At 53.9% G+C, this 15,787-nt stretch carries 20 protein-coding genes and 1 other RNA gene; 12 read left to right on the forward strand and 9 right to left on the reverse strand.

Annotation, left to right across the window (positions count from 1 at the left end; translation table 11 throughout):
- The first annotated feature begins 91 nt into the window (after positions 1–91).
- Both DFO57_RS16720 and DFO57_RS16725 read left to right on the forward strand, forming a co-directional pair.
- The gene (locus DFO57_RS16720; RefSeq protein ID WP_013024891.1) at positions 92–415 is read left to right on the forward strand and encodes a helix-hairpin-helix domain-containing protein; all 324 of its coding nucleotides are present in this window, start codon (positions 92–94) and stop codon (positions 413–415) included.
- Between the two features lie 98 nt (positions 416–513).
- Positions 514–912, forward strand: coding sequence for a thioesterase family protein (locus tag DFO57_RS16725; RefSeq protein WP_014606439.1), 399 nt, complete (start codon positions 514–516; stop codon positions 910–912).
- 58 nt (positions 913–970) lie between these two features.
- Here the strand turns inward: DFO57_RS16725 and queC are convergent, their stop codons facing one another.
- Positions 971–1,666, reverse strand: coding sequence for a 7-cyano-7-deazaguanine synthase QueC (queC, locus tag DFO57_RS16730; protein WP_029568493.1), 696 nt, complete (start codon positions 1,664–1,666; stop codon positions 971–973).
- A 126-nt stretch (positions 1,667–1,792) separates the two neighbouring features.
- The gene (locus tag DFO57_RS16735) at positions 1,793–2,827 is read right to left on the reverse strand and encodes a PLP-dependent cysteine synthase family protein (RefSeq protein WP_024471201.1); all 1,035 of its coding nucleotides are present in this window, start codon (positions 2,825–2,827) and stop codon (positions 1,793–1,795) included.
- A gap of 117 nt (positions 2,828–2,944) precedes the next feature.
- Between DFO57_RS16735 and DFO57_RS16740 the strand changes: the two genes are divergently transcribed.
- The 5 genes from DFO57_RS16740 to amtB all read left to right on the forward strand — a co-directional run bounded on the left by DFO57_RS16740 (position 2,945) and on the right by amtB (position 8,888).
- Entirely contained in the window at positions 2,945–3,406 is a 462-nt protein-coding gene (locus DFO57_RS16740) for an Lrp/AsnC family transcriptional regulator (RefSeq protein WP_015700832.1), read from the forward strand.
- A 24-nt stretch (positions 3,407–3,430) separates the two neighbouring features.
- Positions 3,431–5,200, forward strand: a complete 1,770-nt coding sequence (locus DFO57_RS16745; protein WP_029568494.1) for a SmdA family multidrug ABC transporter permease/ATP-binding protein — start codon at positions 3,431–3,433, stop codon at positions 5,198–5,200.
- Positions 5,193–6,968: a SmdB family multidrug efflux ABC transporter permease/ATP-binding protein gene (locus DFO57_RS16750; protein WP_022622656.1), complete on the forward strand. Its 1,776-nt coding sequence runs from the start codon at positions 5,193–5,195 to the stop codon at positions 6,966–6,968. Before DFO57_RS16745 ends, DFO57_RS16750 begins: the two co-directional genes overlap by 8 nt.
- 257 nt (positions 6,969–7,225) lie before the next feature.
- Entirely contained in the window at positions 7,226–7,564 is a 339-nt protein-coding gene (gene glnK, locus DFO57_RS16755) for a P-II family nitrogen regulator (protein WP_013024898.1), read from the forward strand.
- Between the two features lie 34 nt (positions 7,565–7,598).
- On the forward strand, positions 7,599–8,888 hold the full coding sequence (amtB, locus tag DFO57_RS16760; protein ID WP_014606435.1) for an ammonium transporter AmtB: 1,290 nt from the start codon (positions 7,599–7,601) through the stop codon (positions 8,886–8,888).
- Between the two features lie 46 nt (positions 8,889–8,934).
- On the opposite strand, the gene tesB is transcribed toward amtB, so the two are convergent.
- Positions 8,935–9,798 carry an acyl-CoA thioesterase II gene (gene tesB, locus DFO57_RS16765; RefSeq protein WP_014606434.1) on the reverse strand — a complete coding sequence of 288 codons (864 nt, stop codon included), beginning with the start codon at positions 9,796–9,798 and terminating at the stop codon, positions 8,935–8,937.
- 192 nt (positions 9,799–9,990) lie between these two features.
- Between tesB and DFO57_RS16770 the strand changes: the two genes are divergently transcribed.
- A complete protein-coding gene (locus tag DFO57_RS16770; RefSeq protein WP_013024901.1) occupies positions 9,991–10,548 on the forward strand; it encodes a YbaY family lipoprotein in 558 nt (185 codons plus the stop codon).
- Between the two features lie 48 nt (positions 10,549–10,596).
- On the opposite strand, the gene DFO57_RS16775 is transcribed toward DFO57_RS16770, so the two are convergent.
- Positions 10,597–10,908, reverse strand: coding sequence for an MGMT family protein (locus DFO57_RS16775; protein WP_014606432.1), 312 nt, complete (start codon positions 10,906–10,908; stop codon positions 10,597–10,599).
- A gap of 162 nt (positions 10,909–11,070) precedes the next feature.
- Here DFO57_RS16775 and ffs point away from each other — a divergent pair.
- Positions 11,071–11,167, forward strand: an RNA gene (ffs, locus tag DFO57_RS16780) — signal recognition particle sRNA small type.
- A 138-nt stretch (positions 11,168–11,305) separates the two neighbouring features.
- On the opposite strand, the gene DFO57_RS16785 is transcribed toward ffs, so the two are convergent.
- The 3 genes from DFO57_RS16785 to DFO57_RS16795 form a co-directional block, all read right to left on the reverse strand.
- Positions 11,306–11,521 carry an HHA domain-containing protein gene (locus DFO57_RS16785; protein WP_013024903.1) on the reverse strand — a complete coding sequence of 72 codons (216 nt, stop codon included), beginning with the start codon at positions 11,519–11,521 and terminating at the stop codon, positions 11,306–11,308.
- A 24-nt stretch (positions 11,522–11,545) separates the two neighbouring features.
- On the reverse strand, positions 11,546–11,923 hold the full coding sequence (gene tomB, locus DFO57_RS16790) for an Hha toxicity modulator TomB (protein ID WP_015700827.1): 378 nt from the start codon (positions 11,921–11,923) through the stop codon (positions 11,546–11,548).
- Positions 11,924–12,069: 146 nt separating this feature from the next.
- Positions 12,070–12,423, reverse strand: coding sequence for a hypothetical protein (locus tag DFO57_RS16795; protein WP_013024905.1), 354 nt, complete (start codon positions 12,421–12,423; stop codon positions 12,070–12,072).
- A gap of 352 nt (positions 12,424–12,775) precedes the next feature.
- Between DFO57_RS16795 and DFO57_RS16800 the strand changes: the two genes are divergently transcribed.
- The 3 genes from DFO57_RS16800 to DFO57_RS16810 are packed head-to-tail and all read left to right on the forward strand — an operon-like array spanning position 12,776 to position 15,171.
- Positions 12,776–13,444, forward strand: a complete 669-nt coding sequence (locus DFO57_RS16800; protein WP_029568495.1) for a metal ABC transporter ATP-binding protein — start codon at positions 12,776–12,778, stop codon at positions 13,442–13,444.
- Positions 13,441–14,280 carry a metal ABC transporter permease gene (locus tag DFO57_RS16805; RefSeq protein ID WP_013024907.1) on the forward strand — a complete coding sequence of 280 codons (840 nt, stop codon included), beginning with the start codon at positions 13,441–13,443 and terminating at the stop codon, positions 14,278–14,280. The genes DFO57_RS16800 and DFO57_RS16805 overlap by 4 nt, the downstream gene beginning before the upstream one ends.
- A gap of 12 nt (positions 14,281–14,292) precedes the next feature.
- A complete protein-coding gene (locus DFO57_RS16810; protein ID WP_014593089.1) occupies positions 14,293–15,171 on the forward strand; it encodes a metal ABC transporter substrate-binding protein in 879 nt (292 codons plus the stop codon).
- Positions 15,172–15,230: 59 nt separating this feature from the next.
- On the opposite strand, the gene ykgO is transcribed toward DFO57_RS16810, so the two are convergent.
- Positions 15,231–15,371: a type B 50S ribosomal protein L36 gene (gene ykgO / locus DFO57_RS16815; protein WP_014606428.1), complete on the reverse strand. Its 141-nt coding sequence runs from the start codon at positions 15,369–15,371 to the stop codon at positions 15,231–15,233.
- Between the two features lie 11 nt (positions 15,372–15,382).
- Positions 15,383–15,637, reverse strand: coding sequence for a type B 50S ribosomal protein L31 (locus DFO57_RS16820; RefSeq protein WP_014606427.1), 255 nt, complete (start codon positions 15,635–15,637; stop codon positions 15,383–15,385).
- Positions 15,638–15,787: the final 150 nt, after the last annotated feature.

Genomic DNA, 15,787 nt, shown 5'->3' on the forward strand with positions numbered 1-15,787 from the left:
CGGCCTTTTCCATTTTTAACCTTTGCCGTTTGAGGGCAGGTTATTGTCGTGACAACCTGAGCCTGCTGTTTAACACAAGGAGAAACACAGCATGGCTAAACCCAACTTACACGCCTTTTATCTTTCCCTCGCCCTGTGTGGCGCGCTGTATCAAATGCCTCTTTCAGCGGCAGAAACCCCAAGTGAAACCCAGGCCGCGCAGGTTTCCATGCCGCAGCAGGAGCTGGTCAGCATAAACGACGCGACGGCAGAGCAGCTATCAAAGGCGATGAACGGGGTGGGCCTCAAGAAGGCGCAGTCTATCGTCAGCTATCGTGAAGAGTACGGGCCGTTTACGGCTATCGATCAACTGAAAGAGGTGCCCGGCTTTGGCAATGCCCTGGTTGAGAGAAACCTGTCGCGTCTGAAATTGTGAAGTGATGCGCAACTCTGATGCTTAACCTGCTGTTACGGGCGGACTCTGCTAAAGTGAACAGGTCCAACCAGTTAATCTATAGCAGCAGGAGAACAGGAATGCAGACCACGATAAAAGTGCGCGGCTATCATCTGGATGTCTATCAGCATGTTAACAATGCTCGTTATCTGGAGTTTTTAGAAGAAGCGCGCTGGCAATGGCTGGAAGAAGCGGACGCCTTTAATTGGTTGCTTGAGCAGAAACTGGCCTTTGTGGTGGTCAACATCAACATCAATTATCGTCGCCCGGCGGTGCTGGGCGATGTACTGGAGATCAGCAGCGACATCACGCAGCTTAATGGAAAAAGCGGCATCATTTCTCAGCGGGTTCTTTTAGCGGGTGGTGAGACTGTTGTTGCAGATGCGGCACTGACCTTCGTGTGCATCGACCTGCGTTCCCAGAAAGCCGTCCCGCTGGAAGGCGAACTGCGGCAGCGACTGGAAAGACTGATGTCTTAACTGATGTCATAACTCATGTCATCAGGGCGGCGGCTATCTGTCGCCGCCGCGCCCGAGGTTACGGCAAACCGGTTTTTGCCTTCATGGCTGCCATAATACCGGGGCGATCCTGCAGATAAGCATTCAGGCCGTTTGAGCGCAGATGACAGGCGGCACATTCGCCACAGCCGTCACCTTTGATGCCGTTATAACAGGTGAGCGTCTCTTCGCGGATCAACGTAAGCTGCTGCCAGTAATCGGCCAGCGCCCAGGTTTCGGCTTTATTAAGCCACATCAACGGGGTTTCAAAACGAACATCGCGCGCCATGCCAAGGCCGATCGCGTGGTTAAGCGCTTTGACGAACTCGTCGCGACAGTCGGGATAACCGGAGAAGTCGGTTTCGCAAACGCCGGTGATGACGGCTTCCGCTTCAACCTGATACGCGTAAACCGAGGCCAGGGTCAGAAACAGAATATTGCGGCCCGGTACAAAAGTGCTCGGCAGGCCGCTAGCCTCGGGATCATAAGCGGGAACCGGAATGCTGTCGCGCGTCAGGCTGCTGACGGCCAGTTCATTCAGCATGGTCACATCGAGTACCTTGTGCGCTCGGGCGCCCAGTCTTAAGGAAAGATCCCGGGCCACGTCAATCTCTTCACGATGACGTTGACCATAGTCGAAGGTCACACAGTGCACTTCATCGTAATGCTGTAGGGCCTGAACCAGGCAGGTGGTGGAGTCTTGTCCACCGCTAAATACGACAACGGCGCGTTTCATGGCACGTCCCAATAATAAAAATTGGTGCTTATGGTAATACCTGAACGCGCGGCTGAACAGCTGCAGGGGCAATAACTGGCCCGATCTGGCGCTTCTTAACCCCGTTAGTCAAGGTCTGATAGCGCACTAGCCCAGTTCGCGCTGCCAGGGCGTAATATCGCCAATGTGCTCGGCAACCCACTCAGGTTGATAGTAAGTATCAGGATAACGTTCTCCGCTGTCGCACAGCAGTGTCACCAGCGAGCCCTGCTCGTGGTTATCGCGTAAGCGTTTTGCCACCTGCATCATGCCCCAGAAGTTGGTGCCGGTAGACGGGCCCGGTTTGCGTCCCAGTAGCGTTTCCAGCTTCAGCATGGCGGCAATTGATGCGCCATCCGGTACGCGAAGCATTTCGTCAATCACATCGGGCATAAAGGAAGGCTCGACGCGTGGACGACCAATGCCTTCAATCATGCTGCCACGATTGCTGGTCAGGGTGGCGTCACGGTTGTGCCAGTAGTCATAAAAAACGGAATGCTGCGGATCAACGACCAGTAATCGCGTATCGCATCCCTGATAGCGAATATAGCGTCCCAGCGTGGCCGAGGTACCGCCAGTGCCGGCACTCATAATCAGGGTGTGAGGAACGGGAAAGGGTTCGTTTGCCATCTGACGGAAGATGCTTTCAGCAATGTTGTTGTTGCCGCGCCAGTCGGTGGCCCGTTCCGCGTAGGTAAACTGATCCATAAAATGGCCGTTCAGTTCCCGAGCGAGGCGCTCGGATTCTGCATAGAGCTGACAGGGATCGCTGACAAAGTGACACTGACCGCCGTAAAAGGTGATCTGCTCAATTTTACGCTTCGCGGTGCTGGCGGGCATGACGGCAATAAAAGGCAAGCCCAGCAGGCGGGCAAAATAGGCTTCAGACACGGCCGTACTGCCCGAAGATGCCTCAATAACCGGCGTATCTTGTTTAATCCAACCGTTGGCCAACGCGTACAGAAACAGAGAGCGCGCCAGACGATGTTTCAGACTTCCGCTGGGATGCGTGCTTTCATCTTTGAGATAGAACCTGATGCCCGGAAAATCCGGCAAACTGAAGCGAATTAAGTGTGTGTCCGCTGAGCGTTGAAAATCAGCGTTAATTTCGTTAATCGCGTGGCGTACCCAGCATGTTGACATGGCGTTCATTTCCGGTCGGATGAAAGTCATTATTTTAAGGCACGTGTAGGAAAAAGAGCTTACTGGTTTTGCGTTAAAATGGCGGTAATGGAGAAAATATTTCTACCGGAGGGCCGTATGCCAGATAAAATTGACCTTAAACTGTTGGCTATGCTGCAGCAGGACTGCACCACTTCACTCCAGGTACTGGCAGATGCGGTTAATCTCACCACGACGCCCTGTTGGAAGCGCCTTAAAAAGCTGGAAGAAGACGGCATTATTCGCGGACGGGTCGCTCTGCTGGATAATGAAAAGCTTGGCCTCTCTCTCACGGCCTTTATGTTTGTCAAAACCACCCAGCACAGCAAAGCCTGGTATCAGGAGTTCGTCTCGGTGGTGCAGAGCATGCCGGAAGTGATGGGCTTTTACCGTATGGCCGGTGAGTACGATTATTTACTGCGTATTCAGGTTGCCGACATGAAAAGTTATGATGCCTTTTATAAGCGTTTAGTTAATGGTGTAACAGGCCTGATCGATGTGACCTCCAGCTTCGCGATGGAAGAGATTAAATACACGACAGCCCTGCCTGTTGGCCCCTGAGTATCTGAGATTGAGAGCAGCCTTGTGCGATTATTCAGCCAGTTAAGTTGGTATTTTATCCGTGAGTGGCGGCGTTATCTGGGCGCCGTCACCTTACTGATCGTTATTGCCGTTCTGCAGTTGCTGCCGCCGTGGATTGTCGGGGTGATTGTGGACGGCGTGACCCACCAAAACATGGATGCCCGGCGCATCCTGATGTGGATTGGCATTATGCTGCTGACCGCCGTGGTGGTTTATCTGCTGCGCTATGTCTGGCGCGTGCTGCTGTTTGGCGCATCCTACCAACTGGCCGTTGAGCTGCGAGAGGATTTTTATCGTCAGCTCAGCCGTCAGCAGCCGGCGTTTTACCTGCGTCACCGAACCGGCGATCTCATTGCCCGCGCCACCAACGACGTCGATCGGGTGGTTTTTGCTGCCGGTGAAGGCGTGCTGACGCTGGTGGATTCTCTGGTCATGGGATGCGTTGTGTTAATTGCCATGAGTACACAAATCAGCTGGCAGCTGACGCTGATATCGCTAATACCGATGCCATTCATGGCGTTGGTCATTCACCGCTATGGCGAGCAGCTGCATAACCGTTTCAAACTGGCGCAGGCGGCCTTTTCCAGCCTGAACGATCAGACGCAAGAGAGCCTTACCAGCATCCGAATGATTAAGGCATTTGGGCTGGAGCAACATCAGTCGGCGCAGTTCGCCGATATTGCACGTGATACCGGAGAGAAAAACCTGCGCGTTGCGCGAGTGGATGCGCGTTTTGATCCCACCATTTATATCGCGATTGGCTTTGCCAACCTGCTTGCGATTGGCGGCGGAAGCTGGCTGGTGTGGCATGATCAAATGACGCTGGGGCAGCTCACCAGCTTTGTCATGTACCTGGGATTGATGATCTGGCCGATGCTGGCGCTGGCATGGATGTTTAACATTGTTGAGCGTGGCAGTGCTGCCTGGAGCCGAATTCGTGCGCTGCTTTCTGAGGCACCGGTCGTTGAGGACGGTGATAAAACCTTGCCTGACAGGGCCGGAACGTTACAGGTCTCGATTCGCGAATTCAGCTATCCCGCCAGTTCAGGTGCGATACTGAGCCAGGTTGAATTTCAACTCAAGCCGGGCGATATGCTGGGCCTGTGCGGCCCGACCGGCAGTGGTAAAACGACCTTGCTGAGTTTGATTCAGCGTCACTTCGATATTCAGCAGGGGGATATCTGCTACCATTCCATCCCGCTGCCACAGCTGCGGCTGGACAGCTGGCGCAGCCGTCTCGCCGTCGTCAGCCAGACGCCGTTTCTGTTTTCCGACAGCGTGGCCAATAACATTGCGCTGGGCAGGCCGGATGCCAGTCAGGAGGATATTGAGCAGGCGGCAAAAATGGCCTGCGTCCATGACGATATCTTACGCCTGCCGCAAGGCTACGAAACCGAAGTCGGGGAGCGCGGAGTCATGCTGTCCGGCGGTCAGAAACAGCGTATTTCAATCGCCCGTGCCCTGCTGCTTGATGCGGAGATCCTGGTTCTGGACGATGCGCTGTCGGCCGTGGACGGACGCACAGAACACGAAATTTTGCATAATCTGCGCCTGTGGGGCAAAGGGCGCACGTTGATCATCAGCGCCCACCGCCTGTCGGCACTCACGGAAGCCAGCGAGATTCTGGTGCTGCATCAGGGCACCGTGGCGCAGCGAGGCGACCACGCTGCCCTGACCAACGCGGCGGGCTGGTATCGGGATATGTATCGCTATCAGCAACTGGAAGCCGCACTGGATGATGATGAAACGGAAAAAGGAGTGCCGCATGGCTAAGTCACAACGTATGTGGCCAACACTTAAACGCCTGCTGAGCTACGGTAAACCGTGGCGCAAATCGCTGTCGCTGGCCGTGTTGATGCTCTGGATTGCCGCCGCCGCCGAAGTCACCGGCCCGGTTCTCGTGAGTTATTTCATCGATAATCTGGTGGCGAAGCATCAAATGCCCTGGGGCATCGTGGCAGGACTGGTCGTGAGTTTTATTCTGCTGCAGCTGCTGGCCGCCGCCCTGCATTACGGGCAGGCGTTACTGTTTAACCAGGCCGCGATTGGCGTGGTGCAGCGTTTACGCACCGATGCCATGAACGCGGCGCTGCGTCAGCCACTCGCTGCGTTTGATACCCAGCCGGTGGGGCAGTTGATTTCCCGGGTCACCAACGACACGGAAGTCGTCCGGGATCTGTATGTGACCGTTGTCGCGACGGTCCTGCGCAGCGCCGCGCTGGTGGGCGCAATGATGGTGGCCATGTTCAGCCTGGACTGGCGCATGGCGCTGGTGGCGATGTTGATTTTCCCTATGGTGCTCATCGTCATGCTGATTTATCAGCGCTTCAGTACACCGATAGCGCGTCGCGTTCGCAGCTATCTGGCCGATATCAACAACGGTTTTAACGAAGTGATTAGCGGGATGAGCGTGATTCAGCAGTTCCGCCAGCAGGCACGTTTTGGCGAACGCATGGGGGAAGCCAGCCGCTCTCACTATCTGGCGCGCATGGAAACCCTGCGGCTCGATGGCTTCCTGTTACGGCCGCTTTTAAGCCTGTTTTCGGCGCTGGTGCTGTGCGGGCTGCTGCTGTTATTCAGTTTCTCAATGCCCGGCGTTTTCGAAGTCGGGGTGCTGTACGCGTTTATCACCTATCTGGGACGGCTTAACGAGCCCTTAATCGAACTCACTACGCAGCAGTCGATGTTGCAGCAGGCGGTTGTCGCGGGCGAGCGTATTTTTGAACTGATGGATGCGCCCCAGCAGCACTATGGTGACAGCGATCGACCCATGGCGTCCGGACGCATTACGCTGGATAACCTGAGCTTTGCCTATCGCGATGATCGTGACGTGCTAAGCAACATCTCGCTGGATGTGCCTTCACGCGGCTTTGTCGCTCTGGTCGGTCATACCGGCAGCGGCAAGAGCACGCTGGCAAACCTGTTAATGGGCTACTATCCGGTGACGCGCGGTGAAGTCCGTCTGGACGATCGTCCGTTGGGGCAATATTCCCACGAGGCGCTACGACGCAGCATCGCGATGGTACAGCAGGATCCGGTCGTACTGGCCGACACGCTGCTGGCCAACGTGCGGCTGGGTCGGGATATCAGCGAAGAAGCCGTGTGGACGGCGCTGGAGCAGGTACAGCTGGCGCCGCTGGCCCGGGCATTGCCTGCAGGTATTCATACCCGACTGGGCGAACAGGGGAATAACCTGTCGGTGGGGCAAAAGCAATTACTGGCGCTGGCACGCGTACTGGTACAACTGCCGCAGATTCTCATCCTTGATGAAGCCACCGCAAATATCGATTCCGGTACAGAGCAGGCCATCCAGCACACGCTGCGCACCCTGCGTCAGCATACGACGCTGGTGGTTATCGCCCACCGTCTTTCCACCATTACCGAAGCAGACAACATACTGGTGCTGCACCGTGGTCATGTTGTCGAGCAGGGCACGCATCAGCAGCTGCTGGCAGAGGAAGGGCGCTACTGGCAAATGTATCAGTTGCAACAGGTTGGCGATGAACTGGAATCGGCAGCACCGTTAGTCAGCGCAGGGTGATTGCACCTTTTTTGCGCATCTTTTTCTCCATTGTTCCGTCAGGATGCACACCTTTGAGCGTAACAGCACCAAAGGAGTGCATCCGCTTCGTTTATTAATCCCCCAGTTTTTCCCAGACCGATATTCAGCATTTCCTGAGCCTTATTCCGTCGCGGCCTGATAACGGATTTCGCACAATACTTACATCTGGCACAGCCTTTGCTTAAGTCTCTGCGTGTCCATGAGACTTACTTATTTCAATTCCTTAAGGAGAGGCTATGAAGCTGGTTACCGTCGTAATTAAGCCGTTCAAGCTGGAAGATGTGCGAGAGGCATTATCCTCCATTGGTATTCAGGGACTGACCGTCTCCGAAGTGAAAGGTTTTGGACGTCAGAAAGGGCACGCCGAACTGTACCGTGGTGCGGAATACAGCGTGAACTTTCTGCCCAAGGTCAAAATTGATATCGCCATTGCAGACGACCAACTGGACGAAGTGGTGGACGTAATCAGTAAATCGGCTTACACCGGAAAAATTGGCGACGGCAAGATTTTCGTTGCTGAACTGCAGCGCGTGATTCGCATACGTACCGGCGAAACCGACGAAGCCGCACTGTAAACAAGACTCAGTAATGTGATGGGATGGAAAAAAAATGAATAAAATGCTGACCAAGTTGGGCCTCACCAGCCTGGCACTGTTACCGTCGCTGGCAATGGCTGCTGCGCCTGCCGTTGCAGACAAAGCCGATAACGCCTTTATGATGATTTGCACTGCGCTGGTGCTGTTTATGTCAATTCCCGGGATTGCGCTGTTTTACGGCGGCTTGATCCGCGGTAAAAACGTGCTCTCTATGCTCACTCAGGTGGCGGTCACCTTTTCGCTGGTATGTGTGCTGTGGGTGATTTATGGCTACTCACTGGCCTTTAGCGAAGGCAATGCTTTCTTTGGCAGCTTCAACTGGGTGATGCTGAAAAACATTGCGCTGACAGCGGTAATGGGCAGCTTTTATCAATACATCCATGTGGCTTTCCAGGCGTCCTTTGCCTGTATTACCGTGGGGCTGATCGTCGGTGCCATTGCGGAACGTATTCGTTTCTCAGCCGTGCTGATTTTCGTGGCGGTATGGCTGACGCTGGCTTATCTGCCTATCGCGCATATGGTCTGGGCAGGCGGCTTACTGGCTCAGGATGGCGCGCTGGACTTTGCTGGCGGCACGGTTGTGCACATTAACGCGGCGGTTGCCGGACTGGTCGGTGCTTACCTGGTGGGCAAACGTGCAGGCTTCGGCAAAGAGGCATTTAAACCTCACAACCTGCCAATGGTCTTTACCGGTACCGCGATTCTGTATGTCGGCTGGTTTGGCTTCAACGCAGGTTCGGCGTCGGCAGCTAACGAAATTGCCGCACTGGCTTTCCTGAATACCGTTGTGGCGACTGCCGCTGCTGTGCTGGCATGGACCTTCGGCGAGTGGGCGCTGCGCGGTAAACCTTCTCTGTTAGGTGCCTGTTCTGGTTTTATTGCGGGTCTGGTTGCCATTACGCCAGCCTGTGGTTATGTCGGCGTCGGTGGCGCGTTAATTATCGGTTTAGCCGGTGGTCTGGCGGGCATCTGGGGCGTAACAACGCTGAAAAGATGGCTGCGGGTTGACGATCCTTGTGACGTATTCGGCGTTCACGGCGTCTGTGGCATCATCGGCTGTATCCTGACGGGCGTGTTCGCGTCCTCTTCTCTGGGCGGCGTAGGCTATGCACCAGGCGTCACTATGGGGCATCAGGTTGCCGTTCAGCTGTTCAGCGTAGGGGTGACTATCGTCTGGTCTGCCGTGGTGGCCTTCATTGGCTTTAAACTGGCGGATATGATTGTAGGGTTGCGCGTGCCGGAAGAGCAGGAGCGCGAAGGCCTGGACGTCAACAGCCATGGCGAGAACGCATACAACCATTAATTCATCTGTAACGATAAGAGAAAAGGGGCGATTTCGCCCCTTTTTACTATTCGCTGCGCTGGCGCATCACACCTTCCTGAACCGTTGACGCCACCAGTTCCCCTTGCTGGTTGTAAAACTCACCGCGTACAAAGCCCCGCGCGCCCGATGCAGAGGTGCTCTCCACGCTGTAGAGCAGCCAGTCGTTAAAATTCAGCTCACGGTGAAACCACATAGAGTGGTCAATCGTTGCCACCTGCATATCGGATTCCAGAAAGCCTTTGCCATGGGGCTGCAGCGCCACGGGCAAAAAGTTAAGGTCGGAAGCGTAGCCCAGTAGATACTGATGGATGCGTAAATCGTCGGGCAGGGTGCCGTTAGCCCGAATCCACACCTGACGCTGCGGTTTATCAACGTGGCCTCGTAACGGGTTGTGGATCTGTACCGGGCGGATTTCCAGCGGACGCTCGGCGATAAATTTCTCGCGCAGCTTTTCTGGCAGCATATGGGCCATTTTTTGCGCCATCTGCTGCTCGTTGGGGAGATTATCAGGCCCTTTCACCTGCGGCATGGGTTTCTGATGTTCAAAGCCGCTTTCCGGCGACTGGAAAGAGGCCGTCATATAAAAAATAGGCTGACCATTTTGAATGGCGCTGACCCGGCGGGCGCTAAAACTTTTACCGTCACGCAGGCTTTCCACGTCGTAAATAATCGGTTTCTGGCTGTCGCCGGGCCGGAGAAAATAGCTGTGGAATGAGTGAATGACGCGATCTTCCGGCACGGTCTGTTTGGCCGCAAAAAGTGCCTGTCCCACTACCTGACCGCCAAAGACCTGACGAAGGCCAAGATCTTCGCTCTGGCCGCGAAAGAGGCCTTCTTCGATTTTTTCCAGATGGATTAAATTAAGCAGATTTTCGAGTGCCTGACTCATGACGCTTTCCTGATAATAAGTATTTGCCTAAGTGTGAAAGATCCGACCAGTTTCCGTCAATCAGACTTTCGGTCTTTCATCCGACCAGGCAAACTTTTGATTTTGTGCCAACATTAAAGACATACGGCGAGTGAAACGCTGTAATGAAGATTCACTGCTAAAAATCATTTTGATCAAAAGGAGACGACATCAATGAAATTCTGGCATGTGTTAAGTGGCGTAGCGATGGCGATGGCTCTCGCGGGTTGTGCACACAAAGGCAAACCGGTTCCAACCCCGACTTTAGGGTCAGCGGTTGCAGGACAAACAGCAACGATTGCTCAGCCTAACGTCAGTGGATCCGTCTATATTCGTCAGCGCATTGCGCTGCCGCCGAATGCTGCACTGACCGTGACGCTGTCAGATGCATCGGTTGCGGATGCTCCGTCGAAAGTGCTGTCCCAGCGCGTCGTGCGCACGGAAGGGAAGCAGGCGCCATTCCATTTTGTGCTGCCTTTCAACCCGGCCGACATTCAGCCTAATGCACGCATCCTGTTAAGCGCTGCCATTACGGTTGATGGCAAGATGGCCTTCATTACCGAAGAGGTTAAACCGGTGATCAATCAGGGCGGAACAAAAACCGATCTGGTGTTAGTACCGGTCCCCTCTATGGCGATGCCAACGCAGCCAGGCGCAGCCACGAGCGTACCGCCAACGTCACCGACGCAGGTTACACCGTCAGCCGCTGTCCCGGCACCGACGACCATGTAAGGCCTCAGGGCAACCCTATCAGGGCGGCATTGCCGCCGCCCTGACGCCTTAAAATCGCCAGCGATATTGGTCTAAATCAATCTCACCGGCGTCACTCACCTCAACGCCTTCCGCCTCCAGCGCATCTCGCTGACGAAATAACCGATCGCCCTGCAGCGAAATAGTACCGTGGCGATTAATCACCCGGTGCCAGGGAAGCGTACTGCCCTCAGGTAAGCGGCTTAAGACGCCACCGACCTGGCGCGCTGCTCTGGGCGAGCCCGCCAGCAGGGCGACGTCACCATAGGTCGTGACGCGGCCGGGAGGAATTGCGGCAACGATTTGCCAGATTCGCTGTTTGAAGCTGTCAGAGCTGTCCATAAACTTACCTGCCCGAGAAAAGGCGATAATTTTATCACATTGAGGGTTAATTATCGGCGATCGTACAAGAAACCAACGGTCATCCCGACCAGGCTTGCAATTGCCGGGGGCATCCCCGATAATGCCTGCGCTCTCGAAATGAGGGCTAGTCAATGGGGGCCCTGTTGGTTCTCCCGCAATGCTAGCTTGTGAACTCGGTCAGGTCCGGAAGGAAGCAGCCGCAGCAGGTGACGTGTGTGCCGGGATGTAGCTGGCGGGGCCTCCACCATTTCATCTCGTAAACATCCCTCTTCCCAGATGATAAACAGGCGAATCTCGCCTGGGCCGTTCCATTGCCGGCAGGCGAGTTGTGCAAAAACAGGCTGGTGAAATCAGATCAAACGTAATACAAAATAGGTTAGCGTACAAATTTCCAGACTGACACCGGGACTTTGTCATAGAGCTTGTTCATCGTCAGTTCAGCCAGGCGGTGATCGGCTGCTGAGTAAAATACTGCTAATTCTTCATCGGGTAATTCGTACTTATTTTTTTCAATTACGCGTTCTAGCGTGTCAATAGAACGACAGCGCCTCAGTCGCATCAAATAATCAGTTTTAGTTAGGGTTTTGTTCATAAATAAACCGTTCTCACGTCAGTACTATAATGAATGGCTTGGCTGTTGAAGAAAAGCGCACTCTTCAGTAAACACATTAAATAAACGTTTCGCTGAGCGTTGCCAGCGCTGAAGATCCTGAGTATTTACACTGTAGTTGCTAAACAGCATAAAGGTATCATCAAGATATTCATCGATTTGGGTAATCAGTGCTTCGTCTTCAACGTGCTTAATTTTGTAATTCATGGTGAAAGAGGCGATGTGCTCAATCAAATCGTTTAGCTGTAAATTGCTTTCGGCAGTGGGGTCATTAACCCAGCCGTGATGACTGTCAGTTAATGTCGCCATGCTGTCGTCAAACAGATTCTCACACAAGTATTTAAGCTGGGCAATATCATGCCGTTTCGGTGAGTATTCGTCCATCTTTTTCCCCTCCGTAGCGAGCAAAGTTACCGCAAAGCGGCGCGATTAGGTGAAGCGGCCAGGAAGTGGTTATCGGGTTTGTAAATAACGGACTGAGTTAAGAATAGTGTAGAATCATTAGTTCTGCTCACCTCCATTACTAAATATTACAATTCATCGCCAGGTGAGGGGCGCTGATTCTCAATCGGCTCAAATACAAGCGCGGCAGGGCAGATACGGAAGCTGACTTGTTCATCTTGCGTAACGATTTCATTTAAATCCAGACACGGATTAAATAAATTCCACTGAAAATCGTAAAGTAACTTAAATCTATTCGTCTCTGTCATCTCAACAGCAATAACGCGTAAACTGCCTGGCACTAAGATGGCATTGGCTGAATACCACTGTAAATCGCCAACAAGTGAATCTGTTATTTTGAGAATATTCCGCTCTATAATTGTGGCTAATTTTGCGCAATCCGTTTCATCCTGCGCGACATCGCATTCAATTCTTACTGACATAGTCTGCTCATGAATAACAACTTATAAACCCATCATTGATGTTCTTCTGGCGGTTTGCAAGTAGTCCTCCACACATAATAAGGTCTCGTTGAGGGCAAATTTAAGCAAGTGGTTGATTCGTTGCTGCTTCTCTATAGCCCTTTTTATGGCAAATCGTGCGCTGGTTTATTTTTTGAAACACATTGCCGTGGTGATAACGCGACAACATCGGATATCATAGTTGTTATGTTATAACATTTTTTGGTGCAGTGATGAATCAAAGTGGACTGTTAATGTCACTCGGAGGACGGTTAGTGGTGGCTCTCCTGTTAATCGCTGTTCTGGCAACAGCGATGTGGTGGGGAATGCAGCCGTGATAGCGTTGAGAAATCTACAGGTGGGTTATCAGGGGCAATCTGTCTCACCCGTTCTGACCACCCAGTTGCCCCAGGGCAGCATGACCGCGCTGATTGGTGCGAACGGAAGCGGAAAATCCACACTGATTAAAACCATCGCTGGCTTATTGCCGCCAGTGCAGGGGCAGTGTGAACTGCATCTTCCGCGCCGGGAAGTTGGCTGGCTGCCTCAGCGAAGCGAGCTGGAAACACGTTTTCCTTTAACCGTGTACGAGCTGGTTTCAATAGGTTGCTGGCCGCGCTGTGGCTGGTTTGGCGGAATCAACCGGCGCTTGCGTAAAGAAATTAGCGAGGCCCTGGAGGCGGTGCAGATGAGCGACTATGCCGATGCTCAACCTGCCACTTTATCCGGCGGACAGCTGCAGCGTGTGCTGTTTGCCCGGCTGATGCTGCAACGTAGTCGCCTGTGGTTGCTTGATGAGCCTTTTAACGGCATTGACAGCAAGACGGTAACGCTACTGATGTCCATCTTGCAGCAGCAGCAGCAGGCTGGCACCACGCTCATGGTGGTGCTCCACGATCGCCCGCTGGTTGAGCGTTATTTTAGCGATGTCTTGTCTATGGATGATGGTGCTCACCGCCGCAGTGTGTTCGATGCCGCGCCCTTACGGAGCGTGGCGCCGTGACAATTATTCAGCCGTTTATTGAGTTCAGCTTTATGCGACGGGCGCTGGTGGCCTGTGTCGCGCTTGCATTTAGCGCCACCCCGCTAGGCGTTTTTCTCTCTTTGCGCCGCATGAGTCTGATTGGGGATGCCTTATCCCATGCCGTACTGCCCGGTGCCGCTATCGGCTATTTACTCTCCGGCTTGTCCCTGGTTGCGATGGGCGTGGGCGGGCTGATTGCCGGCCTGGCGGTGGCACTGCTGTCGGGTGCCGTGAGTCGTTACACGCCGCTCAAAGAAGATGCCAGTTTTGCTGGCTTTTACCTGGGCTCGCTGGCGCTGGGCGTCACGCTCGTCTCACTTCGCGGATCCAGCGTTGATCTGCTGCACGTTCTGTTTGGCTCCCTGCTGGCAGTGGATAATCCTGCGCTGGCGGTGGTCGGTGGTATCGCCGCGTTTACGCTGCTGATGCTGGCCGTCATTTACCGTCCTCTGGTCATTGATGCATTCGATTCCGACTTTCTGCGCGCACAGGGCAAATGGAGCGCGCCGCTGGTGCACGGTATTTTTCTGACGCTGGTGGTGCTCAACCTGGTCGCAGGTTTTCAGGTACTGGGAACCTTGATGTCGGTGGGGCTGATGATGTTGCCCGCCGCCAGCGCCCGTTTCTGGAGTCGTCACCTCGTCATCATGCTGGGCTCGGCCATGCTGATGGCCGTGCTGTCGGCGTTTGCCGGGCTGGTGCTTTCCTGGCACTTTTCACTGCCGGCAGGACCGGCGGTGGTGTTGAGTGCCGCAATGCTGTTCTTTCTCTCCATCTTAACAGGGCCGTGCGGTGGGATTTTGCGCCGCCATTAATCAGAGGTAGCTATGAAGATATTCCCCATTAGTCTGGCAGTCGGTGCGTTAGTCATCAGTCCATTCTCTATGGCAAAAACGGTCGATGCGGTAGCGAGTTTTACCGTCCTGGCCGATATTGTGAAGCAAATTGGTGGCGATCACGTCCACGTGAAGAGTCTTGTCGGGCCAAATGGCGATCCGCACACCTTTGAACCGACACCACAAGACAGCGAAGCGCTGGCGAAAGCGGATGTGGTCTTCGTCAGCGGGCTGGGGCTGGAAGGCTGGATGAATCGTCTGGTGAGTGCCTCGGGCTATAAAGGTCAACCCGTAGTGGCGTCAACGGGCATCGAAACGCGGACGATGGAAGAAGATGGCAAAACCATCACCGATCCTCATGCGTGGAACAGCATGTATAACGGCACGATTTATGCCAAAAACGTGATGGATGCGCTAATCAAGGCCGATCCGCAGGATGCCGATGATATCCGTAAGCGCGGCGAAAAGTATATTCAGCAGCTCCAGAAGCTGGACAGCTGGGCCAAAACGTCTTTTGCGGCTATCCCGCAGCAAAAACGCAAAGTGCTGACCAGCCACGATGCCTTTGGCTATTTTGGGCAACGTTATGGCGTCTCGTTCCTGGCACCTGTCGGTTTCTCAACGGAAGCGGAAGCCAGTGCCAGCGATGTCGCCAGCCTGATCACGCAGCTTAAGCAGCAGCATATTAAAACGTACTTTATGGAAAACCAGACCGATCCTCGTCTGGTGAAGCAGATTGCCAGCGCCACGGGCGCGAAGCCGGGGGGAGAGCTTTATCCTGAAGCGCTGTCAACGGCTTCCGGCCCTGCACCCACCTACGAGGCCGCTTTTAAACATAACGTAGAGGCGATGCTGAACAGCATGCGCTGAGCATAAAAAAAGCCGGAATGGCGGGTGAGCGACATTCCGGCTAAGGTTCACGACACACATCAACGTTTTTTCTTTCTTCCCTGTACGGCTTTAAAGCGCGGATTCGTTTTACAGATGATATAGATGCGGCCTTTACGGCGCACAACCTTGCAATCCCGATGGCGATTCTTCGCCGAGCGCAGCGAACTTAATACCTGCATCATGTCCTCTCTTATCGGCGACCCAGAAAGCGGCCAAAGCGCTGGTTGAAGCGGGCAGTGCTGCCTTCTTTAGCAAAGTCTTTCTGCTTACCGGTATAAAACACATGAGATGCCGACGAGACGTCGAGCGTAACGTAAGGCAGGGTTTCGCCTTCAAACTCAACGGTACGATCGGTTTTGATGGTGGAACCGATTTTGAAATACACGTCAGCAGAAGTGTCGTGGAACACCACTGCACGATAGGTAGGATGAATATTCGCTTTCATGATTCTCACTAATGTAATGTTATACTATAACAATATTATGCGCCGCAGCCGATTCGATTGCAACCCTCCAAAAAGCAGGGAAAAACAGGGGCAGTAACAATACAGCCCGGTGGCGATGCGCGTGAGACAGGCGGAAAAGAAATCCATAGC

Source organism: Pantoea sp. AG702 (assembly GCF_003182295.1).
GTDB classification, from domain to species: Bacteria; Pseudomonadota; Gammaproteobacteria; order Enterobacterales; family Enterobacteriaceae; genus Pantoea; species Pantoea ananatis.

Coding starts and splice junctions, on each gene's coding strand:
- DFO57_RS16820 (WP_014606427.1), bottom strand. CDS start 15,637: ATGAAAGCGAATATTCATCCTACCTATCGTGCAGTGGTGTTCCACGAC.
- tomB (WP_015700827.1), bottom strand. CDS start 11,923: ATGGACGAATACTCACCGAAACGGCATGATATTGCCCAGCTTAAATAC.
- DFO57_RS16795 (WP_013024905.1), bottom strand. CDS start 12,423: ATGTCAGTAAGAATTGAATGCGATGTCGCGCAGGATGAAACGGATTGC.
- tesB (WP_014606434.1), bottom strand. CDS start 9,798: ATGAGTCAGGCACTCGAAAATCTGCTTAATTTAATCCATCTGGAAAAA.
- DFO57_RS16810 (WP_014593089.1), top strand. CDS start 14,293: ATGAAGATATTCCCCATTAGTCTGGCAGTCGGTGCGTTAGTCATCAGT.
- glnK (WP_013024898.1), top strand. CDS start 7,226: ATGAAGCTGGTTACCGTCGTAATTAAGCCGTTCAAGCTGGAAGATGTG.
- DFO57_RS16785 (WP_013024903.1), bottom strand. CDS start 11,521: ATGAACAAAACCCTAACTAAAACTGATTATTTGATGCGACTGAGGCGC.
- DFO57_RS16750 (WP_022622656.1), top strand. CDS start 5,193: ATGGCTAAGTCACAACGTATGTGGCCAACACTTAAACGCCTGCTGAGC.
- queC (WP_029568493.1), bottom strand. CDS start 1,666: ATGAAACGCGCCGTTGTCGTATTTAGCGGTGGACAAGACTCCACCACC.
- ykgO (WP_014606428.1), bottom strand. CDS start 15,371: ATGCAGGTATTAAGTTCGCTGCGCTCGGCGAAGAATCGCCATCGGGAT.
- DFO57_RS16775 (WP_014606432.1), bottom strand. CDS start 10,908: ATGGACAGCTCTGACAGCTTCAAACAGCGAATCTGGCAAATCGTTGCC.
- amtB (WP_014606435.1), top strand. CDS start 7,599: ATGAATAAAATGCTGACCAAGTTGGGCCTCACCAGCCTGGCACTGTTA.
- DFO57_RS16735 (WP_024471201.1), bottom strand. CDS start 2,827: ATGTCAACATGCTGGGTACGCCACGCGATTAACGAAATTAACGCTGAT.
- DFO57_RS16720 (WP_013024891.1), top strand. CDS start 92: ATGGCTAAACCCAACTTACACGCCTTTTATCTTTCCCTCGCCCTGTGT.
- DFO57_RS16740 (WP_015700832.1), top strand. CDS start 2,945: ATGCCAGATAAAATTGACCTTAAACTGTTGGCTATGCTGCAGCAGGAC.
- DFO57_RS16770 (WP_013024901.1), top strand. CDS start 9,991: ATGAAATTCTGGCATGTGTTAAGTGGCGTAGCGATGGCGATGGCTCTC.
- DFO57_RS16725 (WP_014606439.1), top strand. CDS start 514: ATGCAGACCACGATAAAAGTGCGCGGCTATCATCTGGATGTCTATCAG.